Origin of the sequence: Pseudomonas sp. NFX5, from assembly GCF_049132125.1 — a bacterium.
GTDB lineage: Bacteria > Pseudomonadota > Gammaproteobacteria > Pseudomonadales > Pseudomonadaceae > Aquipseudomonas > Aquipseudomonas marginalis.
In genome coordinates this window covers 112,051-133,518 of record NZ_JAFMZG010000030.1, presented here as the reverse complement: position 1 = coordinate 133,518, position 21,468 = coordinate 112,051, and the positions used below count along the sequence as shown (strand labels likewise).

Here is a 21,468-nt window from a genome sequence, read left to right as displayed (position 1 = left end):
AGGGGTTACAGGCCAGATTTCAGGCTGGCTTCCAGGTATTCGTCGATGTCACCGTCGAGCACCTTGTCGCAGTCGCTGCGTTCGATGTTAGTGCGCAGATCCTTGATCCGCGAGGCATCGAGCACATAAGAGCGGATCTGGTGACCCCAACCGATATCCGACTTGGTGTCTTCCAGGGCCTGGGAAGCGGCGTTGCGCTTCTGCATTTCCTGCTCGTACAACTTGGCCCGCAGCATTTTCATGGCGGTGTCCTTGTTCGCGTGCTGGGAACGTTCGTTCTGGCAGCTCACCACGGTGTTGGTCGGTACGTGGGTAATACGTACGGCCGAGTCGGTGGTGTTTACGTGCTGGCCACCGGCACCGGAGGAGCGGTAGGTGTCGATACGCAGGTCGGCCGGGTTGATCTCGATTTCCACCTTGTCATCGATCTCGGGCGAGACGAACACCGCAGAGAACGAGGTGTGGCGACGGTTGCCGGAGTCGAACGGGCTCTTGCGCACCAGGCGGTGCACGCCGATCTCGGTACGCAGCCAGCCAAAGGCGTATTCACCCCTGATGTGCACGGTCGCGCCCTTGATGCCGGCGACTTCACCGGCCGACAGCTCCATGATGGTGGCGTCGAAACCGCGCTTGTCGGCCCAGCGCAGGTACATGCGCAGCAGGATGTTGGCCCAGTCCTGGGCTTCGGTGCCGCCGGAACCGGCCTGGATGTCCAGGTAGGCGTTGTTCGGGTCCATTTCGTGGCTGAACATGCGACGGAATTCAAGCTTGGCGAGGTTTTCCTCGAGACGGGCCAACTCGGCGACGACATCGCCCACTGCGCCTTCGTCGTTTTCTTCGACGGCCATGTCCAGCAGGTCGCGGCAATCGGCCAGGCCGGTGTTCAGTTCATCGAGGGTGTCGACGATCTGCGCCAGCGCAGCGCGCTCGCGCCCCAGTTCCTGGGCGTATTCAGGTTTGTTCCAGACACTCGGATCTTCAAGCTCGCGATTGACTTCGGTCAGACGCTCATGCTTTTGATCGTAGTCAAAGATACCCCCGAATAGTTTCGGAGCGCTCGGACAGGTCCTTGATGGTGTTAAGGATCGGGTTGATTTCCATGGCGGGCAGCACTCGTTGGCGAACTTTTGAAAGCCGGCGAGTATAACGGCAAACGGGGACTAACGGCAGCCCGCTTGGCGAAAAGGCAGACTACGCAGGGTTAAATGTGGGAGGGGGCAAGCCCCTTCCCACCTTTTGATCTGCTGCGGCCTCGAGTCACTCGATACCGACCTGATTGCGCCCGTTGTGCTTGGCCGTATACAAGCCCTTGTCCGCCGCCATGATCAACCGGCGGCAATCGGTACCCTGCACCGGCGTCATGGTCGACAGGCCGATGCTGATGGTCAGGCTCGAGCCTTCCGCCGGCGCGATGTGCGGGATCTTCAGCGCGGCGACGGCCATGCGCAGCTTTTCCGCCACCAGGCGTGCCCCACCCGGCGAGGTGTTCGGCAATACCAGGGCAAACTCTTCGCCACCGTAGCGCGCCGGCAGGTCCGAAGGGCGGCTGCTGGCTTCGCGGATGGTGTTGGCCACTTTGCGCAGGGCTTCGTCACCCTCGACGTGGCCGAAGCTGTCGTTGTAGGTCTTGAAGAAATCCACGTCGATCATCAGCAATGACAGCTGGGTCTGGTCACGCATGGCGCGGCGCCATTCCAGCTCCAGGTATTCGTCGAAGTGGCGGCGGTTGGACAGCCCGGTCAGGCCATCGGAGTTCATCAGCCGTTGCAGCACCAGATTGGTGTCCAGCAGCTGTTGCTGGCTGACCCGCAGCGCACGGTAGGCGGCATCGCGCTGCAACAGGGTCATGTAGGAGCGCGAGTGATAGCGGATGCGCGCCACCAGTTCGATGTTGTCCGGCAGCTTGACCAGGTAGTCGTTGGCCCCCGCCGAGAACGCCGCGCTCTTGATCAGCGGGTCTTCCTTGGTGGAAAGCACGATGATCGGGATGTTCTGCGTGGCCGGGTGGTTGCGGTATTCGCGCACCAGGGTCAGGCCGTCGAGGCCGGGCATCACCAGGTCCTGCAGGATCACCGTGGGCTTGATGCGGATGGCCTGGGCAATCGCCTGGTGCGGGTCGGCACAGAAGTGGAAGTCGATGTTTTCTTCATGGGCCAGGCCACGCCGTACGGCTTCGCCGATCATGGCCTGGTCGTCGACCAGCAACACCATGGCGGCGTTTTCGTCGGTCTTGATGTCGTCGATCTGTAAATCATTCATGTGCAGTCACCTGAATTACTACCTGCAAGCCAGCCGCGGGAGGTGTGGATCATTTTGCAAATACCTCCAGCAATCGGGGCGCAATTCTATCCAGTGGGCGAATTTCAACAGCAGCATCAATCGCCGCCGCCGCTTTGGGCATGCCATACACCGCCGAGCTTTGCTGATCCTGGGCGATGGTCAAATAACCTTGTTCACGCATTAGCTTGAGCCCCTGGGCCCCATCACGGCCCATACCGGTCAGCAGTACGCCGACGGCATCGCCATTCCAGTGGCTGGCCACGCTTTCGAAAAACACATCGATGGAAGGCCGGTAAATCTCGTTCACCGGCTCTGCGGTATAGGCTAGCGTGCCATTCTTCAATAAACGAATGTGGTGATTGGTGCCGGCCAGCAGCACCACCCCGCTTTGCGGCGGTTCGCCTTCGCGGGCCAGGCGTACCGGCAGGCCGGAAGCACTGCTCAGCCACTCGGCCATGCCGGCGGCGAAGACCTGGTCCACATGCTGCACCAGCACAATGGCGGCGGCAAAGTCCCGGGGCAACCCCTTGAGCAGGATTTCCAGGGCAGCCGGGCCACCCGCCGAAGAACCGATCGCCACCAGGCTCTGGCGTTTGCCGGTGCTGCGCTCCGGCGTGGTTTCGGCGCGCACACGGCTGCCGCGCTGGCCGATCAGCCAGCCGATGTTGAGGATCTTGCGCAGCAACGGCGCCGCCGCATCCTTGGGGTTGCCCACGCCGAGCGCCGGCGTGTCCACCACATCCAGGGCGCCGTGGCCCATGGCTTCGAACACCCGGCTCACATTGGCCTGGCGGTCGACGGTCACCAGCAGGATCGCGCACGGGGTCTCGGCCATGATCTGCCGCGTGGCCTCCACGCCGTCCATCACCGGCATGATCAGGTCCATCAGGATCAGGTCCGGGGTCAATTCGGCGCAGCGCTGCACCGCCTCCAGGCCATTGCTGGCCACCCACACCACCTGGTGCAGGGGCTCGAAGCTCAAGGCACGGCGCAGGGCCTCCACGGCCAGGGGCATGTCATTGACGATCGCAATCCTCATGAGCGCGCGCCTCCGATCAGCTCCACCACGGCATCCAGCAGCGCGTCATCGTGGAAGCTGGCCTTGGCCAGATAATAATCGGCCCCAGCATCCAGGCCGCGACGGCGGTCTTCCTCACGGTCTTTGTACGACACCACCATCACCGGCAACGATTGCAGGCGACTGTCACGGCGCAGGAGTGTGACCAATTCAATACCGTCCATACGAGGCATATCGATATCAGTGATAAGCAGGTCGAAGTCTTCGGAGCGCAAGGCGTTCCAGCCGTCCATGCCGTCGACCGCGACGGCCACTTCGTACCCGCGATTGAGCAGCAGTTTGCGTTGCAACTCCCGCACAGTGAGCGAGTCGTCCACCACCAGTACCCGCTTGCGCGGTGCCTCGGTGGCCTGCTGGCTGCGCCGGGCGATGCGTTCCAGGCGCCCGGTGTTGAGCAGCTTGTCCACCGAGCGCAGCATATCTTCCACATCGACGATCAATACCACCGAGCCGTCGTCCAGCAAGGCACCGGCGGAAATATCCTGGACCTTGCCCAGGCGATCATCCAGCGGCAGCACCACCAGGGTGCGTTCGCCGATAAAGCGTTCCACCGCAATCCCGTAAACCGCATCGCGCTCGCGGATCACCACCACCTTCAAGGTTTCGTCATTGCTCTGCCCCGATGGGCGCTGCAACAACTGGCTGGCGGCGACCAGGCCCACATGCCGACCTTCGTGCCAGAAATGCTGGCGGCCTTCCAACTGCACAATGTCGTCGGGGGCCAGGTCGCACATGCGCTCGATATGCGCCAGCGGGAACGCATAGGCTTCCTCGCCGACTTCCACCACCAGGCTGCGCACCACCGACAGGGTCAGCGGCACCTCCAGGTGGAAGCGGCTGCCCTGCCCTGCCGTCTGCTCCAGCACCACCGCGCCGCGCAGTTGGCGGACCATATGCTGCACCGCATCCAGTCCGACACCGCGCCCGGACACTTCGGTGACCTTGTCGCGCAGGCTGAACCCCGGCAGGAACAGGAACGTCAGCAGTTCCTCTTCACTCAGGTTCAGGGCCGTCTCCCAGGTTGAAAGATGCCGATCGACGATGGTGCCGCGCAGGCGCTCCAGGTCGACGCCATTGCCGTCGTCACTCAGCTCCAGCACCAGCAGGCCGGCCTGATGGGACGCGCGCAGGCGGATCAGGCCTTCGGCGGGTTTGCCTGCCAGCAGGCGTTGCTCGGGCATTTCGATGCCGTGGTCGACGGCATTGCGCAATAGATGGGTGAGTGGCGCTTCGAGCTTTTCCAGCACGTCGCGATCGACCTGGGTCTTTTCCCCCTCGATCTCCAGGCGCACTTGCTTGCCCAGGCTGCGGCCGAGGTCGCGCACCATGCGCACCTGACCGGCCAGTACATCGGCAAAAGGGCGCATGCGACACGCCAACGCAGTGTCGTAGAGCACCTGGGCACGCTGGCCGGCCTGCCAGCCAAACTCATCCAGTTCGGCAGTCTTTTCCGCCAGCAGCGCCTGGGCTTCGCTCAGCAGGCGGCGGGTATCGGCCAGGGCTTCCTCGGCTTCGAGGCTCAAGCCCAGGGTCTTGAGCTGGCCATCCAGGGTATCCAGGGCGCGTACGCTCTGGCTTTGAATCCGTTTGAGACGCTGCATGCTGGCCAGGTAGGGCTTGAGCCGCTGGGTTTCCACCAGGGACTTGCTCGAGAGGTCCAACAGGCTGTTCAAGCGCTCGGCGGTCACGCGCAATACGCGTTCGCCACCTTCGGTCATGCGTCGGCCCTGACGCGGCGGATCGCTGGCGACGGGCGGTGCGGGCTCAGGCTCCGGCGGCAGCTCTTCGATGAGCGGCGCCGGGGCGGGCTCAGGCACAGCGGGCAGCGGCGCGACGTAGGCACTGGGCTGGGATGGATCCAGCAGGCGCTCCATCAACGCCACATAGGCGTCGATGTCCGCCGTCCCGACATCGTTGCCAGGGGTGGCGATACGCATCAGCAGGTCGGTGCCTTGCAGCAACGCGTCGATATGCTCGGGTTGCAGGTGCAGGCGGCGTTCCTGGGCGCTGACCAGGCAATCCTCCATGACATGGGCCACGCTGACCCCGGCGTCCACCCCGACGATGCGCGCCGCGCCCTTGAGCGAATGCGCGGCACGCATGCAGGCTTCAAGCTGGTCGGCCTGGGTAGGGTTGCGCTCCAGGGCCAGCAGGCCCGCGCTCAGCACCTGGGTCTGGGCATCGGCTTCCAGGCTGAACAGCTCCAGCAGCGAGGCGTCGCGCATCTGGTCGGGGGTCATGTGAGGCTCCGGGTCACGGCGGACAACAATTGCGCCTCGTCCAGCCACCGCAGGCTACGGCCTTTCCACTGCAACACACCCTGGGTGTAGCGCGCGCTGGCCTGGGTACCCGATGCCGACGCCGCCTTCAGGGTGCGCTCATCGATGGCATGGATGCCATCCACTTCGTCCACCGGCACCACCACCGGGCCATCCTGCGCGGCGATGATCAGCATGCGCGGCATGATCCGCCCACCGCTGGCGCCCTGGTGGGTTGTTTCCAGGCCAAGCAACTCCACCAGCGACAGGCACGCCACCAGCGCGCCACGCACATTGGCCACACCGAGCAAGGCACGGGAGCGCTGGTGCGGCAGCGAATGAATCGGTTGCAACGGCGCCACCTCCACCAGGCAGCGGGTGGCGATGCCCAGCCATTCCTCGCCGAGGCGGAACACCAACAGCGAGCGGGTGACGATCTTTTCGTCAACCTCGGCAGCCGCCACCGGACGACGGTCGTCCTGCTGCAAGGCATAGCGGTCCAGCAAGCGCGTGGCGGCAGCCGAGTACACCGAACAGTTGCGGCAGTGGATATGCTCCACCAGCAGCGGGCATGACTTGTCGCCATGGATACCGATACGGTTCCAGCAGTCGTCGATGGCTTGGGTGTCGGCCAGGGTCAAGTCCAGGCCTGCGGTGTTGAGCGCCTCGGTGCTACTCATCGTTTGGACTCACTGTCTGCTCGCTCGCTGCGGGCGGCCCGCGCCTGTAAACGGCGCGCCCCCGCACTGTCGCCCTGGGACTCGAGCAAGGCGGCCAGGTGCATCAAGGCCTGCGGATGCTGGGGTTCCAGGTACAAGGCTTTTCGATAAAACCCCTGGGCTTCCAGGGCGCTGCCGGCCACGTCGCTGAGCAACCCCAGCCAGTAGAACACCTGGGCGGCCGGCGGGTGACTGTTCAGATACTGCTCACAGGCGGCGCGGGCCTCGGCACTTTTACCTTCGTTGGCCAGGCTGGCGATGCGGCTGAGCAAGGTGCCCGCATCGGAGGGCGGCGCCTTGATCGGCCCCGCCTGGTTGCTGGCCGTGCTGAACGGTCGCGGCTTGACCGGGACCGGCGCGGCGCTGCGCGGTGGCGTCGGCATGGGCACGAATACCGGCTCAGGCTTCACCGGTTCGGCCTGCCGGCTGAAGGCAAATGACTGCGGCACCCCAATCGAGCGCATGCCGTGGCGCCCCAGCAAGCTGCCCTCGGCGGGACCGATAAACAGCACGCCGTCCACATGGGTCAGGCCCTTGAGTACGTCGAAGACTTGCTTCTGGGTCGGCTGGTCAAAGTAGATCAGCAGGTTGCGGCAAAACACGAAATCGTAGCTCGCCTCGTTCGCCAGCAGCGTCGGGTCGAGCAGGTTGCCGACTTGCAGGCGCACCTGTTCGCGCACGCGGTCGGCGATGTGGAACCCGTCGCCGTATTCCGTGAAGTGGCGGTCGCGAAAGGCAATATCGCCGCCACGAAACGAGTTCTTGCCATACACCCCGCGCCGGGCGCGCTCCACGGACAGCGGGCTGACATCCAGGCCCAGGACCTTGAACTGGTGAGGCGCCAACCCGGCATCCAGCAAGGCCATGGCAATGGAATAGGGTTCTTCGCCGGTGGAACACGGCAGGCTGAGAATGCGCAGGGCGCGCATCTGCTTGATCTCGGCCAGGCGTGCAAGCGCCAGTCGGGCCAGGGTCGCAAAGGATTCGGGGTAACGGAAAAACCAGGTCTCGGGGACGATCACGGCTTCGATCAGCGCTTGTTGCTCGTCCTCGGAGCTTTGCAGGTGCTGCCAGTACTGCCCTGGCGTTTGCGCCTGCACGGCCTGGCTGCGCTGGCGCACGGCGCGCTCGATGATGGCCTCGCCGACCGACGCGACATCCAGGCCGATACGTTCTTTCAAGAAGGCAAAGAAACGCGGGTCGTTGCTCATAGGCTCAGCTCGGCAGAAAACAACAAGGCGCGCACATCGTCGGTGAGCACGTCATTCACGCCAATCCACTGCATCAGGCCCAGGGCATCCTCCCGCACCGGCCCCAGGTACCGCGCCTGGCGGTTATCCAGGCCGTAAGGCTGGAATTCCGCCGGGTCGCACCGCAGGGTGTCCGTCGCCTGCTCGAGGATCAGCCCGAGCCAGCGCGATTCGCCCCAGGTGTGCGGCTGGTAATTGACCAGCACCAGGCGCGTACTCGTACGCGCCTGGGCCGCTGTGCCGAAGGTCAGCGCACTCAGGTCGATGACCGGCACCAACGCCCCGCGATGGGCAAAGATGCCCGCCACCCACAGTGGCGCATGGGCGATAGGCTTGAGCGGCAGGCGTGGCAACACCTCGGCCACCTCCGTGGCCTTGAGCGCAAAGCGTTCGCTGCCGATGTGAAACACCAGGAACAAGGCTTTTTTCGCTGCCGGAACGGCGCCGCGTTTAGCCGCAAGGTCGCTCATCAGACTTTGAAACGCGACACGCCGCTGCGCAGACCCACCGCAACCTGGCTCAGTTCATCGATGGCAAAGCTGGCCTGGCGCAGGGACTCCACCGTCTGGCTGCTGGCATCGCCCAGTTGCACCAGGGCATGGTTGATCTGCTCGGCGCCGGTGGCCTGGGCCTGCATGCCTTCGTTGACCATCAACACCCGCGGCGCCAGGGCCTGTACCTGATGGATGATCTGCGACAGCTGCTCGCCTACTTGCTGCACTTCGAACATGCCTCGACGGACTTCTTCGGAGAACTTGTCCATGCCCATCACGCCCGCCGAAACCGCTGACTGGATTTCACGCACCATCTGCTCGATGTCATAGGTGGCCACGGCGGTCTGGTCGGCCAGGCGCCGCACTTCGGTGGCCACCACGGCAAAACCGCGCCCGTATTCGCCGGCCTTTTCGGCCTCGATGGCGGCATTCAGGGACAGCAGGTTGGTCTGGTCGGCGACCTTGACGATGGTCACCACCACCTGGTTGATGTTGCCGGCCTTCTCATTGAGGATCGCCAGCTTGGCATTCACCAGGTCGGCGGCGCCCATCACCGAATGCATGGTTTCTTCCATGCGCGCCAGGCCTTGCTGGCCGGAACCGGCGGCCACCGAGGCCTGGTCGGCGGCGGTGGACACTTCGGTCATGGTGCGGACCAGATCCTTGGAAGTGGCAGCGATCTCCCGCGAAGTGGCACCGATCTCAGTAGTAGTGGCCGCGGTTTCAGTGGCAGTGGCCTGTTGCTGCTTGGAGGTGGCGGCAATCTCGGTGACCGAGGTGGTGACCTGCACCGAAGAGCGCTGGGCCTGGGACACCAGGGCCGTAAGCTCGGTCATCATGTCGTTGAAGCCGGTTTCCACCGCGCCGAACTCGTCCTTGCGCTCCAGGTTCAAGCGTTTGCTCAGGTCACCGGTACGCATGGTCTCGAGGATCTCGACGATACGCTGCATCGGCGCCATGATCGCGCGCATCAGCAGCAGGCCACACAGGCCGGCAGCGAGGATCGCCACGGCCAGCGACAGGAACATGCTGACCTTGGCCGAGGCAACGGCGTCGTCAATGGCGGCCGTCGCGTTGTCGGACACGGCCTTGTTTTCCGTGATGATGTCATTGAGCTTCATGCGCCCTTCGGTCCAGATCGGCGTCAATTGCTCTTCCAAGAGCTCGCGCGCGGCCGGCAGGTCATTGGCTTCGACGCGATCGAGTACCTGGGCCAGGACCTTGTTGTAATTGATGTGGGCGGCCTTGAAGTTGTCGAACTCCATGCGATCGGCCTGGCTATGCACGGTTTTTTCGTAATTGGCCATCTGCTGTTCGATACGCGATTCGAAGGCCTTGTAGTCCGATTTATCGCTATTGGTGAAGGTTTTATCCTCGCGCAGGCCAATGATATCGATGGTCTGCAAATAACTGTCGACCCATGCGCTGCGGATCATCGAACTGAGGTAAACCCCCGGCACCGCGTCGTCACGCACCGATTCCTGGCTGGCTTCAATCTTCAGCAACCGTGAGTAGGACACCACAACCATCAGCAGCATGATCGCGATAATGACCGCAAAGCTCGCCAAAATCCGCTGGCGCAAGGTCCAATTCTTCACAGTGTTTCCTCGAAGGGCCATTCAAATGGAGGGGAGTATAGCTGAGCAGAAGCCCTCATTTATCAATGGGTTTCGATGTGGCACACACACATTGCAAAAACACCTGTGGGAGGGGGCTTGCTCCCGATTGCCGTGGGTCAGTTGCAGAGATTCGAACTGGACCACCGCTATCGGGAGCAAGCCCCCTCCCACAGGTTGGATTTGCCCGGCCCCGTTGGTTACTGGTTAAGCCGTACCTGCTTTTCCAGTTCCAGCTTCAAGCCCGGCTCGAGCTTGAGTTGGCGGGCCAATTCGTCCAGATACGCCTTTTCCATAAAGTTCTCCTCGTCCACCAGCATCACGCTGGCGATGTACATCTCGGCGGCCATTTCCGGGGTGCCGGCGGCGCGGGCGACGTCGGCCGGGTCCAGCGGCTTGTTCAGCTCGGCGTGCAGCCAGCTTTGCAGTTCGCGGTCGTTGTCCAGCTTGGTGAATTCACCTTCGATCAGTGCGCGCTCGCGCTCATCCACATGGCCGTCGGCCTTGGCGGCGGCGACCAATGCCTTGAGGATCCCCTGGCTGTGCTGCTCGACCTGGGCCGGTGGCAGGCGATCGATGGTTTGCGGTTCGCCCTGAGGCGCGTTGGCCTGCTTCGCTTGCCAGTTGCCGTAGGCTTTGTAGGCAATCACGCCCAACGCAGCCAGCCCGCCATAGGTCAGGGCCTTGCCGCCAAACTTGCGCGCCTTCTTGTTGCCCAGCAACAGGCCCATGGCACCCGCCGCCAGGGCGCCGCCGCCCGCACCGCCGAGCAGGCTGCCCAGACCGCCGCCGCCGAGCAGCCCGCCGAGGGCGCCTTTATCGTCCTGCTTGCGCTGGCCGCCGGTTTTGTTCTGCAACATGTCCTGGCCGGACTTGAGCAACTGATCGAGCAATCCACGGGTATTCATTCGTAGCCTCCAGACACTAGGGTTCATAGGACCAATAGGCCCTCAGCGTAAAACTAAGTGCCAAAAAGCCGCGATCTAGAGTGCTTCCAGATGTAACGCCACTGCCGTTCGCTAAAACCGATATACACTCAGACAAATCTATAAAAACACCCCACTGGTAATTCCAGCATGATGACCTTGCGTCAAATCCGGCATTTTATCGCCGTGGCCGAGACCGGCTCGATCTCCGCCGCCGCGCAGACCGCGTTCATTTCCCAGTCCACCCTGACCCTGGCGATCCAGCAACTGGAGCAGGAAATCGGCGTCATCCTGTTCAACCGCCACGCCAAGGGCATGACCCTCACGCACCAGGGCCATCAGTTCCTGCGCCAGGCGCACTTGATCCTCGCCACCGTCGAAAATGCCAAGCGCAGCCTGCAACAGAGCACCGACCAGGTCGCCGGGCAATTGATCATCGGCGTGACCAGCCTGGTCGCCGGCTACTACCTGGCGGATTTGCTCACCCGCTTCCAGCGCGCCTACCCCAACGTGGAGATCCGCGTGATGGAAGACGAACGCCCGTATATCGAGCATTTGCTGGTCAGCGGCGAGATCGATGTGGGCGTGCTGATCCTCTCCAACCTGGAAGATCGCCACGCCCTGCAGACCGAAGTCCTCACCCACTCGCCCCACCGCCTGTGGCTGCCGGCGCAACACCCGCTCCTGGAGCACGACAGCATCAACCTCGCCGACGTGGCAAACGAGCCGTTGATTCAGCTGAACGTCGACGAAATGGGGCATAACGCCCAGCGCCTGTGGGCCGCTGCCGGCCTGCAACCGCGCGTGACCCTGCGCACCGCCTCCACCGAGGCCGTGCGCAGCCTGGTGGCCGCGGGCCTGGGCGTGTCGATCCAACCGGACATGACCTACCGCCCCTGGTCCCTGGAGGGCGACATTATTGAAGCGCGGCCGATTGCCGACCTCAGCCAGACCCTGGACGTCGGCCTGGCCTGGCGTCGGGGCACCGCGCGACCGGCCTTGGTGGATCCGTTCCTCACCGTTGCGCGGGAACAACCACACCCGCGCAAGCCATCTATTTAATCGAATGCTGCATTCAGTATTTAGTATTTGTTGACCTCGCGCCTGACCTCTAGTCTCTGTCTATGCATAAGAGAAGGTCCGGCGCCTTGTAAGAGAACGCCCATGACCGCACAAGAAAAGAGATCACGAAAAATGTCCGGCGCGCCCACCCCGCTGCTTACTGCGTTGCTGATCGACGGCGAACTGGTCCAGGGCCAGGGCGTTGCCGAGCCGATCCTCAACCCGGCCACCGGCGAAGTGCTCACCCAGATCGCCGAAGCCAGCACCGAGCAGGTCGAAAGTGCGATCCTCGCCGCGCACCGCGCTTTTGCCGGCTGGTCGCGGACCACGCCGCAACAACGCTCGAACATCCTGCTGGGCATCGCCGACGCCATCGAGAAACACGCCGACTACCTCGCCCGCCTGGAATCGCTGAACTGCGGCAAGCCGTTGCACCTGGCGCGCCAGGACGACTTGAGCGCCACCATAGATGTGTTCCGCTTCTTCGCCGGCGCCGTGCGCTGCCAGACCGGACAGCTCAGCGGCGAATACCTGCCGGGCTACACCAGCATGGTGCGCCGCGATCCGATTGGCGTGGTGGCCTCGATTGCGCCGTGGAACTACCCGCTGATGATGGCCGCGTGGAAGATCGCCCCGGCGCTGGCGGCCGGTAATACCCTGGTGTTCAAGCCGTCGGAACACACGCCGCTGTCGATCCTCGCATTGGCCCCGGTCCTGAAGGACGTGTTACCACGCGGGGTCATCAACATTCTGTGCGGTGGCGGTGAAGGCGTCGGCAGCCATCTGGTCAGCCACCCCAAGGTGCGCATGGTCTCGCTGACCGGCGACATCGTCACCGGCCAGAAAATCCTGCAGGCCGCCTCCAAGACCCTCAAACGCACGCACCTGGAATTGGGCGGCAAGGCGCCGGTGATCGTGTGCAACGACGCCGACCTGCAAGCCGTGGTCGAAGGCGTGCGTGCCTACGGTTACTACAATGCCGGCCAGGACTGCACGGCGGCATGCCGCATCTACGCCCAGGCGGGCATCCACGACAAATTGGTCGCCGAGCTGGGAGCAGCCGTCAGCAGCCTGCGCTTCGCCGGCAAGCGCGATGCCGATAACGAACTCGGCCCGCTGATCAGCACACGCCAGCGCGACCGCGTGGCCAGCTTTGTCGAGCGCGCCCTCGGCCAGCCGCATATCGAGCGGGTCACCGGCGCGGCCGTGCATTCCGGGGCCGGCTTCTATTACCAGCCGACGCTGCTCGCCGGTTGCAAGCAGAACGATGAAATCGTCCAGCGCGAAGTGTTCGGCCCGGTGGTCACCGTGACCCGCTTCGACGAACTGGAACAGGCGGTGGACTGGGCCAACGATTCCGAATACGGCCTGGCCTCCTCCGTCTGGACCCAGAACCTGGACAAGGCCATGCAGGTCGCCGCGCGCCTGCAATACGGCTGCACCTGGATCAACAGCCATTTCATGCTGGTCAGCGAAATGCCCCACGGCGGCTTGAAGCGCTCGGGGTATGGGAAAGATCTGTCCAGCGATTCGCTACAGGACTACAGCGTGGTGCGCCACATCATGGCCCGCCACGGCCAGCATCTTTAAAACAACAACTAAGCTCATGCGTCACGGCTTCACACACTGCCCCGACCATAATTAAAGAAGAGGGAATCCCCATGTCTGCGCATAAGACCGCACTGCTCAGTGCCTTGACCACCGCGCTGCTGGCCAGCGTCAGTATCCAGGCCGCCGAACCGCTCAAGGCGGTGGGCGCTGGTGAAGGCCAGCTGGATATCGTCGCCTGGCCCGGCTATATCGAACGTGGTGAAAGCGACAAGGCCTACGACTGGGTCACAGGTTTCGAGAAGGAAACAGGCTGCAAGGTCAATGTGAAAACCGCCGCCACCTCTGACGAAATGGTCAGTTTGATGGCCAAGGGCGGTTATGACCTGGTCACCGCGTCCGGGGATGCGTCGCTGCGATTGATCGTCGGCAAGCGTGTGCAGCCGATCAACACGGCGTTGATCTCCAACTGGAAGAACATCGACCCGCGCCTCAAGGATGCGCCGTGGTACGTGGTGGGCCAGCAGACCTACGGCACCCCGTACCAGTGGGGGCCGAACGTGCTGATGTACAACACCACCGTGTTCAAGACCGCGCCCACCAGCTGGAACGTGCTGTTCGATGCGCAGAACCTGCCGGACGGCAAGCCGAACAAAGGTCGTGTGCAGGCCTATGACGGTCCGATCTACATCGCCGATGCGGCGCTGTACCTCAAGAGCACCCAGCCGGAACTGGGGATCCAGAGCCCCTATGAACTGACCGAAACCCAGTACAAGGCCGTGCTCGACCTGTTGCGCGCGCAGCAGCCGTTGATCCACCGCTACTGGCATGACACCACCGTGCAAATGAGCGACTTCAAGAACGAAGGCGTGGTGGCCTCCAGCGCCTGGCCGTATCAGGTCAACGGCCTGCAGAACGAGAAGCAGCCGATTGCTTCGACCATTCCCAAGGAAGGCGCCACCGGCTGGGCCGACACCACCATGTTGCACAGCGAGGCCAAGCACCCGAATTGCGCCTACAAGTGGATGGACTGGTCGCTGCAGCCCAAAGTCCAGGGAGATGTCGCCGCCTGGTTCGGCTCGCTGCCAGCGGTGCCCGCAGCCTGCAAGGAAAGCGAACTGCTCGGTGCCGAGGGTTGCAAGACCAACGGCTTCGACCAGTTCGACAAGATCGCCTTCTGGAAAACCCCGCAGGCCGAGGGCGGCAAGTTCGTGCCGTACAGCCGCTGGACCCAGGACTACATCGCGATCATGGGCGGCCGCTAAGACCATGCAGACGGCATAGATCCCCTGTGGGAGGAGGCTTGCCCCCTCCCACATCGACCGCATTTACCGATGTTTTGTTTTTTCAGCAGTCCAGGCCGGGCGCTGCGACCACCCGCGCCTTTTTGGAGCACCGCACCATGACGCTTGCAGTCCAATTCACCCACGTTTCCCGTCAGTTCGGCGAAGTGAAGGCCGTTGACCGGGTTTCCATCGATATCCAGGACGGCGAGTTCTTTTCCATGCTCGGCCCATCCGGCTCGGGCAAGACCACCTGCCTGCGCCTGATCGCCGGTTTCGAGCAGCCGAGCGCAGGCTCGATCCGCATTCATGGCGAGGAAGCCGCTGGCTTGCCGCCGTATCAGCGTGACGTAAACACGGTATTCCAGGATTACGCACTGTTCCCCCATATGAACGTGCGCGACAACGTCGCCTATGGCCTCAAGGTCAAAGGCGTGGGCAAGACCGAACGCCTCAATCGCGCCGAAGAAGCCTTGGGGATGGTCGCCCTCGATGGCTACGGCGAGCGCAAGCCGGTACAGCTCTCCGGCGGCCAACGCCAACGGGTAGCCCTGGCCCGTGCCCTGGTCAATCGCCCCCGCGTGTTGCTGCTCGATGAACCCTTGGGCGCCCTCGACCTCAAGCTGCGTGAACAGATGCAAAGCGAGCTGAAGAAGCTGCAGCGCCAGCTCGGCATCACCTTTATCTTCGTCACCCACGACCAGACCGAAGCGCTGTCGATGTCCGACCGTGTGGCGGTGTTCAACAAGGGCCGTATCGAACAGGTCGACACCCCGCGCAACCTGTACATGAAACCGGCCACCGCGTTCGTCGCCGAGTTCGTCGGCACCTCCAACGTGATTCGCGGCGAGTTGGCCCAGCGCCTCAGCGGCAGTGCGCAGCCATTTTCGATTCGCCCGGAGCACGTAAGGTTTGCCGAGGGCCCGCTGGGCGCCGGCGAAGTGGAAATCAGCGGCCTGCTGCACGACATCCAGTACCAGGGCAGCGCCACCCGCTATGAACTGAAACTGGAAAACGGCCAGGCGCTGAACATCAGCCAGGCCAACAACCAGTGGCTGGACATCAGCAGCGGCCATCAGGTCGGCCAGTCCATCACCGCCCGTTGGGCGCGAGAAGCCATGACGCCGCTGACTGACCGCGCAGGCGAGGTGTGACATGAGCCTGGCCCTTTCCCAACCGCCGATGCGCAGGTTTTCCAACCTGCTGTACCGCAAGCCCAACCTGTACCTGGCGATGCTGCTGGTTCCGCCGCTGATCTGGTTCGGCGCGATCTACCTGGGTTCGCTGCTGACCCTGCTGTGGCAAGGCTTCTATACCTTTGACGACTTCACCATGGCGGTCACCCCGGACCTGACCCTGGCCAACTTCGCCGCGCTGTTCCAGCCGTCGAACTTCGACATCATCCTGCGCACCCTGGGCATGGCGATCGTGGTGTCGATCGCCAGCGCCATCGTCGCCTTCCCGATCGCCTACTACATGGCGCGCTACACCACGGGCAAGACCAAGGCGTTCTTCTATATCGCGGTGATGATGCCGATGTGGGCCAGCTACATCGTCAAGGCGTATGCCTGGACCTTGCTGCTGGCCAAGGGCGGCGTGGCGCAGTGGTTCGTGCAGCACCTGGGCCTGGAACCGGTATTGCAGTTCGTGCTGGGCATTCCCGGCGTGGGCGGCAGCACCTTGAGCACCTCGCACCTGGGGCGCTTCATGGTGTTCGTCTATATCTGGCTGCCCTTCATGATCCTGCCGATCCAGGCGTCCCTGGAGCGCTTGCCGCCGTCGCTGCTGCAAGCCTCCGCCGACCTCGGCGCGAAGCCGCGCCAGACCTTCATGCAGGTAATCCTACCGCTGTCGGTGCCGGGGATTGCCGCCGGTTCGATCTTCACGTTTTCGCTGACCCTGGGCGATTTCATCGTGCCGCAACTGGTGGGCCCGCCGGGTTACTTCGTCGGCGGCATGGTCTACGCCCAGCAAGGCGCCATCGGCAATATGCCCATGGCCGCCGCGTTCACCCTGGTGCCGATCGTGCTGATCGCGGTTTACCTGTCCATCGTCAAACGCCTGGGGGCCTTCGATGCACTCTGAGAAATCATCCTTAGGCTTGAAGATCGCAGCCTGGGGCGGGTTGGTATTCCTGCACTTCCCGATCCTGATCATCTTCCTCTACGCCTTCAACACCGAAGAAGCCGCGTTCAGCTTTCCGCCCCAGGGATTTACCCGGAAGTGGTTCAGCGTGGCCTTCGCCCGGCCGGATGTGCTGGAGGCGATCAAGCTGTCGTTGCAGATCGCCGCCATCGCCACCCTGATTGCCATGGTGCTGGGCACCCTGGCCTCGGCGGCGCTGTATCGCCGCGAGTTCTTTGGCAAGCAAGGCGTGTCGCTGATGTTGATCCTGCCGATTGCGCTGCCGGGGATCATCACCGGTATTGCACTGCTGGCGACGTTCAAGACATTAGGCATCGAGCCGGGGATGTTCACCATCATCGTCGGCCACGCGACGTTCTGCGTGGTGATCGTCTACAACAACGTCATCGCCCGCCTGCGCCGTACGTCCCACAGCCTGATCGAAGCCTCGATGGACCTGGGCGCCGACGGCTGGCAGACCTTCCGCTACATCATCATGCCCAACCTCGGCTCGGCGCTGCTGGCCGGCGGCATGCTGGCGTTTGCGCTGTCGTTCGACGAAATCATCGTCACCACCTTCACCGCCGGCCACGAGCGTACGTTGCCGCTGTGGTTGCTCAACCAATTGAGCCGGCCACGGGATGTGCCGGTGACCAATGTGGTCGCGATGCTGGTGATGCTGGTGACGATGTTCCCGATCCTGGGCGCCTATTACCTGACCCGCGGTGGTGAAAGCGTGGCGGGGAGCGGTGGTAAATAACTTGGCCACTGAAGGAACGCGGTTCAAATGTGGGAGGGGGCTTGCCCCGATAGCGGTGTGACAGCCAACACAGCTGTCACTGAACCACTGGCATCGGGGGCAAGCCCCCTCCCACATTTAAATCCGGTTTCTTCAGGGAAATAACACGCGTTTTTTGGAGGACTCAATCATGCAAACCAAACTGCTGATCAACGGCCAACTGGTACAAGGCGAAGGCCCGGCCCAGGCCATCTTCAACCCGGCACTGGGCCGCGTGCTGGTGGAAATCAAAGAAGCCAGCGAAGCCCAGGTCGACGCCGCCGTGCGCGCCGCCGATGCGGCCTTCGAAGGCTGGTCGCAGACCGCGCCCAAGGATCGCTCGCTGTTGCTGCTGAAACTGGCCGACGTGATCGAAGCCCACGGCGAAGAACTGGCCAAGCTGGAATCGGACAACTGCGGCAAGCCCTACAGCGCCGCGCTGAACGACGAGATCCCGGCGATTGCCGACGTGTTCCGCTTCTTCGCCGGCGCCAGCCGTTGCATGAGCGGTTCGGCCGGCGGTGAATACTTGCCCGGCCACACCTCGATGATCCGTCGCGACCCGGTGGGCGTGATCGCGTCCATCGCACCGTGGAACTACCCACTGATGATGGTCGCCTGGAAAATCGCACCGGCCCTGGCCGCGGGCAATACCGTGGTGCTCAAGCCGTCGGAGCAAACCCCGCTGACCGCGTTGCGGATGGTCGAGTTGGCGTCGGAGATTTTCCCGGCCGGAGTACTCAACCTGGTGTTCGGCCGTGGGCCTACCGTGGGCAGTCCGCTGGTGAACCACCCGAAAGTGCGCATGGTGTCGCTGACCGGCTCCATCGCCACCGGCGCGAATATCATCTCCAGCACCGCCGACAGCGTGAAGCGCCTGCACATGGAGCTGGGCGGCAAGGCGCCCGTGATCATCTTCAACGACGCGGATATCGATGCAGCGGTGGAAGGCATTCGTACCTTTGGCTTCTACAATGCCGGGCAGGACTGCACCGCTGCCTGTCGGATTTATGCGCAGGCGGACATCTACGACGCCTTTGTGGAGAAACTCGGCGCGGCAGTCGCCAGCATCAAATACGGCTTGCAGGATGACCCGGCCACTGAGCTGGGCCCGTTGATCACTGCGCAACACCGCGACCGGGTTGCCGGGTTTGTCGAACGCGCCGTGGCGCAGCCGCATATACGCCTGGTCACCGGTGGCAAGGCGGTGGAAGGCAATGGTTTCTTCTTTGAGCCGACCGTACTCGCCGATGCGCAACAGGACGATGAGATCGTGCGCCGCGAGGTGTTCGGGCCGGTGGTGTCGGTGACCAAGTTCACCGATGAGGTGCAGGTACTGGGCTGGGCCAATGATTCGGACTACGGGTTGGCGTCGTCGGTATGGACCGCCGACGTAGGACGCGCCCACCGCCTGGCCGCGCGCTTGCAGTACGGCTGCACCTGGGTAAACACCCATTTCATGCTTGTCAGCGAAATGCCCCACGGTGGTCAGAAACTGTCGGGGTATGGCAAGGATATGTCCATGTATGGCTTGGAGGACTACACCACGGTTCGGCATGTGATGTTCAAGCACTGATCCCCCAAGTGCCGTAACGCTTTATTGTAGGAGCGAGCTTGCTCGCGAAGAACGCAAGAGCACTGCGGTTAATCAGAATCTCCGCGTTATCGTTGACGTTCTTCGCGAGCAAGCTCGCTCCTACATTTGGATCTTCATAATTGGTGGGTAATGTGTTCACTCACAGCGTCGGAAATGTCTTGTCGCATTTGCAATGCCATCACCCCGCCATCAATCAATTTTCCTTCTCCATCGAACCGCTTAAGCTATCCGGCGTCTGTTTAATGTCCGTTGCGTTTGGCCGAAGGCATGTCCGAACCGTAATTTCTGATCCAGCACGTGCCAGGAACGGCGCGGGATTTGCTCACGACAGGTTGTCTCTATGCACCGCAGGAATTTGCTCAAAGCCTCCATGGCCATTGCGGCCTACACCGGTTTATCGGCCAGCGGCCTGCTTGCCGCGCAGGCCTGGGCCGGGAACCGTGCCGCCGATGGCAAGGCCGTAGCGTTCGATTTTGAAACGCTCAAGGCCCAAGCCAAACAGCTCGCCGGGACCACGTATAAAGACACCAAACAGGTGCTGCCGCCTACCCTGGCGACCATGACCCCGCAGAATTTCAACGCCATCGGCTACGACGGCAACCATTCGCTGTGGAAGGAATTGAACGGCCAGCTCGACGTGCAGTTCTTCCACGTCGGCATGGGCTTCAAGACACCGGTGCGCATGCACAGCGTCGACCCCAAGACCCGTGAAGCCCGCGAAGTGCATTTCCGCCCTTCACTGTTCAATTATGAAAAAACCACCGTCGACACCAAACAGCTGACCGGCGACCTGGGTTTCTCCGGCTTCAAGTTGTTCAAGGCGCCGGAACTGGATCGCCATGACGTGCTGTCGTTTCTCGGCGCCAGCTACTTCCGCGCGGTGGATTCTACCGGCCAGTACGGCCTCTCCGCCCGTGGCCTGGCGATTGATACCTACGCAAAAAAACGCGAAGAGTTCCCGGACTTCACGCAGTTCTGGTTCGAGACCCCGGATAAGAACGCGACCCGCTTTGTGGTCTACGCCCTGCTCGACTCGCCGAGCGCCACCGGCGCCTACCGCTTCGATATCGACTGCCAGGCCAACCAAGTGGTGATGGCCATCGACGCCAACATCAATGCCCGCACCGCCATCGAACAGTTGGGCATCGCCGCCATGACCAGCATGTTCAGTTGCGGCACCCACGAACGCCGCATGTGCGACACCATCCACCCACAGATCCACGATTCGGACCGCCTGGCGATGTGGCGAGGTAATGGCGAGTGGATTTGCCGCCCGTTGAATAACCCGGCCAAGCTGCAGTTCAATGCGTTCGCCGACACCGACCCGAAAGGTTTCGGCCTGGTGCAGACCGACCATGAGTTCGCCAGCTACCAGGACACCGTCGACTGGTACAGCAAGCGTCCAAGCCTGTGGGTCGAACCGACCACCGCCTGGGGCGAAGGCTCGATCGACCTGTTGGAAATCCCCACCACCGGCGAGACCCTGGACAACATCGTGGCCTTCTGGACCCCGAAAAAGCCGGTGGCGGCCGGCGACTCACTCAACTATGGCTACAAGCTGTACTGGAGCGCCCTGCCCCCGGTCAGCACGCCGCTGGCGCAAGTCGACGCGACCCGTTCCGGCATGGGCGGCTTTACCGAAGGTTGGGCGCCGGGCGAGCACTACCCGCCAGTGTGGGCGCGCCGGTTTGCCGTGGACTTCAAGGGCGGCGGCCTGGACCGTTTGCCGGCCGGCACCGGGATCGAGCCGGTGGTGACCTGCTCCCACGGCGAAGTGAAAGACTTCAGCGTGCTGGTGCTCGACAACATCAAGGGCTACCGCATCCTGTTCGACTGGTACCCGACCAGCGACAGCGTGGAGCCGGTGGAACTGCGGCTGTTTATTCGCACCCAGGACCGCACCCTGAGTGAAACCTGGTTGTATCAGTACTTCCCGCCGGCACCGGAGCAGCGCAAGTACACCTGATCCAGATCGTTCCCACGCGCGTGGGAACGATCCTCGCGCACGCCATCAGAACCGCGACACACTCTTCATCGCTCCAATCAGATAGCGCATCGCCACCTGATCGTTTTCGGTCAGGGCGCGATACTGCGCCAGTAATTCGGCTTCGTCCGAACTCAACCTGCGGCCACGCAAGGACACCCTGCGGGTAAAAAAAGACACCACCGCACCCGCTACACCATAGGACTTGGCCATGGACTGTTTCTCCTGATATCGATCAAAAACTCCTGTGCCCACAAACCGTTTCCCGGGGAGCGCAATGCCTCCGTGAACAAACAGGCTGACTTCCTGGGCCAGAAATCAGTCCTACCCTAAGCGTAGAAACAATCTCGTTACGTGTGGGATTTTTTTAGAGCATTCACTTAAAAAATCACTTCGGTAACAAATACCTACAACCCCATCCCACAGCAGCAGGCAAAAAAAACCCACCGGTTCAAGGTGGGTTTCGACGGC

At 62.6% G+C, this 21,468-nt stretch carries 18 protein-coding genes; 8 read left to right on the top strand and 10 right to left on the bottom strand.

Annotated elements, in window-relative coordinates; all coding sequences use genetic code 11:
- Positions 1 to 5 precede the first annotated feature (5 nt).
- The 9 genes from prfB to J1N02_RS20030 all read right to left on the bottom strand — a co-directional run bounded on the left by prfB (position 6) and on the right by J1N02_RS20030 (position 10,603).
- Positions 6 to 1,101 (bottom strand): peptide chain release factor 2 gene (prfB, locus tag J1N02_RS20070; protein ID WP_421147656.1). Its coding sequence is split into 2 segments (ribosomal slippage): positions 6 to 1,028 and positions 1,030 to 1,101, totalling 1,095 coding nucleotides; the frame shifts between segments, so codons are not numbered across the junction.
- 156 nt (positions 1,102 to 1,257) lie between these two features.
- Positions 1,258 to 2,259 (bottom strand): response regulator, encoded by a 1,002-nt coding sequence (locus J1N02_RS20065; protein WP_027604517.1) that lies wholly within the window; start codon positions 2,257 to 2,259, stop codon positions 1,258 to 1,260.
- A gap of 49 nt (positions 2,260 to 2,308) precedes the next feature.
- Positions 2,309 to 3,319: a chemotaxis response regulator protein-glutamate methylesterase gene (locus J1N02_RS20060; protein WP_092356415.1), complete on the bottom strand. Its 1,011-nt coding sequence runs from the start codon at positions 3,317 to 3,319 to the stop codon at positions 2,309 to 2,311.
- Positions 3,316 to 5,598: a hybrid sensor histidine kinase/response regulator gene (locus J1N02_RS20055; protein WP_421147655.1), complete on the bottom strand. Its 2,283-nt coding sequence runs from the start codon at positions 5,596 to 5,598 to the stop codon at positions 3,316 to 3,318. The genes J1N02_RS20060 and J1N02_RS20055 overlap by 4 nt, the downstream gene beginning before the upstream one ends.
- Positions 5,595 to 6,296 carry a chemotaxis protein CheW gene (locus J1N02_RS20050; protein WP_027604520.1) on the bottom strand — a complete coding sequence of 234 codons (702 nt, stop codon included), beginning with the start codon at positions 6,294 to 6,296 and terminating at the stop codon, positions 5,595 to 5,597. Before J1N02_RS20050 ends, J1N02_RS20055 begins: the two co-directional genes overlap by 4 nt.
- Complete coding sequence (locus J1N02_RS20045; RefSeq protein ID WP_027604521.1) at positions 6,293 to 7,546, bottom strand: CheR family methyltransferase; 1,254 nt, start codon at positions 7,544 to 7,546, stop codon at positions 6,293 to 6,295. The genes J1N02_RS20050 and J1N02_RS20045 overlap by 4 nt, the downstream gene beginning before the upstream one ends.
- Entirely contained in the window at positions 7,543 to 8,055 is a 513-nt protein-coding gene (locus J1N02_RS20040; RefSeq protein ID WP_421147654.1) for a chemotaxis protein CheW, read from the bottom strand. Before J1N02_RS20040 ends, J1N02_RS20045 begins: the two co-directional genes overlap by 4 nt.
- A complete protein-coding gene (locus J1N02_RS20035; RefSeq protein WP_027604523.1) occupies positions 8,055 to 9,677 on the bottom strand; it encodes a methyl-accepting chemotaxis protein in 1,623 nt (540 codons plus the stop codon). The genes J1N02_RS20040 and J1N02_RS20035 overlap by 1 nt, the downstream gene beginning before the upstream one ends.
- A 218-nt stretch (positions 9,678 to 9,895) precedes the next feature.
- Positions 9,896 to 10,603 (bottom strand): tellurite resistance TerB family protein, encoded by a 708-nt coding sequence (locus tag J1N02_RS20030; RefSeq protein WP_065938734.1) that lies wholly within the window; start codon positions 10,601 to 10,603, stop codon positions 9,896 to 9,898.
- A 168-nt stretch (positions 10,604 to 10,771) separates the two neighbouring features.
- Between J1N02_RS20030 and J1N02_RS20025 the strand changes: the two genes are divergently transcribed.
- The 8 genes from J1N02_RS20025 (at position 10,772) to J1N02_RS19990 (ending at position 20,979) form a co-directional block, all read left to right on the top strand.
- A complete protein-coding gene (locus tag J1N02_RS20025) occupies positions 10,772 to 11,683 on the top strand; it encodes a LysR family transcriptional regulator (protein ID WP_421147653.1) in 912 nt (303 codons plus the stop codon).
- Positions 11,684 to 11,815: 132 nt separating this feature from the next.
- Entirely contained in the window at positions 11,816 to 13,273 is a 1,458-nt protein-coding gene (locus J1N02_RS20020; RefSeq protein ID WP_065926495.1) for a gamma-aminobutyraldehyde dehydrogenase, read from the top strand.
- Between the two features lie 71 nt (positions 13,274 to 13,344).
- Positions 13,345 to 14,496, top strand: coding sequence for a putative ABC transporter substrate-binding protein YdcS (gene ydcS / locus J1N02_RS20015; protein ID WP_146475839.1), 1,152 nt, complete (start codon positions 13,345 to 13,347; stop codon positions 14,494 to 14,496).
- A 137-nt stretch (positions 14,497 to 14,633) separates the two neighbouring features.
- Positions 14,634 to 15,668 (top strand): ABC transporter ATP-binding protein, encoded by a 1,035-nt coding sequence (locus J1N02_RS20010; protein WP_027604528.1) that lies wholly within the window; start codon positions 14,634 to 14,636, stop codon positions 15,666 to 15,668.
- Between the two features lies 1 nt (position 15,669).
- On the top strand, positions 15,670 to 16,599 hold the full coding sequence (locus J1N02_RS20005) for an ABC transporter permease (protein ID WP_027604529.1): 930 nt from the start codon (positions 15,670 to 15,672) through the stop codon (positions 16,597 to 16,599).
- Positions 16,589 to 17,398 carry an ABC transporter permease gene (locus J1N02_RS20000; RefSeq protein ID WP_027604530.1) on the top strand — a complete coding sequence of 270 codons (810 nt, stop codon included), beginning with the start codon at positions 16,589 to 16,591 and terminating at the stop codon, positions 17,396 to 17,398. Before J1N02_RS20005 ends, J1N02_RS20000 begins: the two co-directional genes overlap by 11 nt.
- A 169-nt stretch (positions 17,399 to 17,567) precedes the next feature.
- The gene (locus J1N02_RS19995) at positions 17,568 to 18,992 is read left to right on the top strand and encodes a gamma-aminobutyraldehyde dehydrogenase (RefSeq protein WP_169899493.1); all 1,425 of its coding nucleotides are present in this window, start codon (positions 17,568 to 17,570) and stop codon (positions 18,990 to 18,992) included.
- A gap of 361 nt (positions 18,993 to 19,353) precedes the next feature.
- Entirely contained in the window at positions 19,354 to 20,979 is a 1,626-nt protein-coding gene (locus J1N02_RS19990) for a glucan biosynthesis protein D (RefSeq protein WP_027604532.1), read from the top strand.
- 45 nt (positions 20,980 to 21,024) lie between these two features.
- Here the strand turns inward: J1N02_RS19990 and J1N02_RS19985 are convergent, their stop codons facing one another.
- On the bottom strand, positions 21,025 to 21,210 hold the full coding sequence (locus tag J1N02_RS19985) for a hypothetical protein (protein WP_027604533.1): 186 nt from the start codon (positions 21,208 to 21,210) through the stop codon (positions 21,025 to 21,027).
- Positions 21,211 to 21,468: the final 258 nt, after the last annotated feature.

What these genes read in the sequence shown, in the direction of transcription:
- J1N02_RS20055 (WP_421147655.1), bottom strand. Translation starts at nt 5,598, where the DNA reads ATGACCCCCGACCAGATGCGCGACGCCTCGCTGCTGGAGCTGTTCAGC.
- J1N02_RS20040 (WP_421147654.1), bottom strand. Translation starts at nt 8,055, where the DNA reads ATGAGCGACCTTGCGGCTAAACGCGGCGCCGTTCCGGCAGCGAAAAAA.
- J1N02_RS20020 (WP_065926495.1), top strand. Translation starts at nt 11,816, where the DNA reads ATGTCCGGCGCGCCCACCCCGCTGCTTACTGCGTTGCTGATCGACGGC.
- J1N02_RS19995 (WP_169899493.1), top strand. Translation starts at nt 17,568, where the DNA reads ATGCAAACCAAACTGCTGATCAACGGCCAACTGGTACAAGGCGAAGGC.
- J1N02_RS20060 (WP_092356415.1), bottom strand. Translation starts at nt 3,319, where the DNA reads ATGAGGATTGCGATCGTCAATGACATGCCCCTGGCCGTGGAGGCCCTG.
- J1N02_RS20065 (WP_027604517.1), bottom strand. Translation starts at nt 2,259, where the DNA reads ATGAATGATTTACAGATCGACGACATCAAGACCGACGAAAACGCCGCC.
- J1N02_RS20005 (WP_027604529.1), top strand. Translation starts at nt 15,670, where the DNA reads ATGAGCCTGGCCCTTTCCCAACCGCCGATGCGCAGGTTTTCCAACCTG.
- J1N02_RS19990 (WP_027604532.1), top strand. Translation starts at nt 19,354, where the DNA reads ATGCACCGCAGGAATTTGCTCAAAGCCTCCATGGCCATTGCGGCCTAC.
- J1N02_RS20025 (WP_421147653.1), top strand. Translation starts at nt 10,772, where the DNA reads ATGATGACCTTGCGTCAAATCCGGCATTTTATCGCCGTGGCCGAGACC.
- J1N02_RS20000 (WP_027604530.1), top strand. Translation starts at nt 16,589, where the DNA reads ATGCACTCTGAGAAATCATCCTTAGGCTTGAAGATCGCAGCCTGGGGC.
- J1N02_RS20045 (WP_027604521.1), bottom strand. Translation starts at nt 7,546, where the DNA reads ATGAGCAACGACCCGCGTTTCTTTGCCTTCTTGAAAGAACGTATCGGC.
- ydcS (WP_146475839.1), top strand. Translation starts at nt 13,345, where the DNA reads ATGTCTGCGCATAAGACCGCACTGCTCAGTGCCTTGACCACCGCGCTG.
- J1N02_RS19985 (WP_027604533.1), bottom strand. Translation starts at nt 21,210, where the DNA reads ATGGCCAAGTCCTATGGTGTAGCGGGTGCGGTGGTGTCTTTTTTTACC.
- J1N02_RS20030 (WP_065938734.1), bottom strand. Translation starts at nt 10,603, where the DNA reads ATGAATACCCGTGGATTGCTCGATCAGTTGCTCAAGTCCGGCCAGGAC.
- J1N02_RS20010 (WP_027604528.1), top strand. Translation starts at nt 14,634, where the DNA reads ATGACGCTTGCAGTCCAATTCACCCACGTTTCCCGTCAGTTCGGCGAA.
- J1N02_RS20050 (WP_027604520.1), bottom strand. Translation starts at nt 6,296, where the DNA reads ATGAGTAGCACCGAGGCGCTCAACACCGCAGGCCTGGACTTGACCCTG.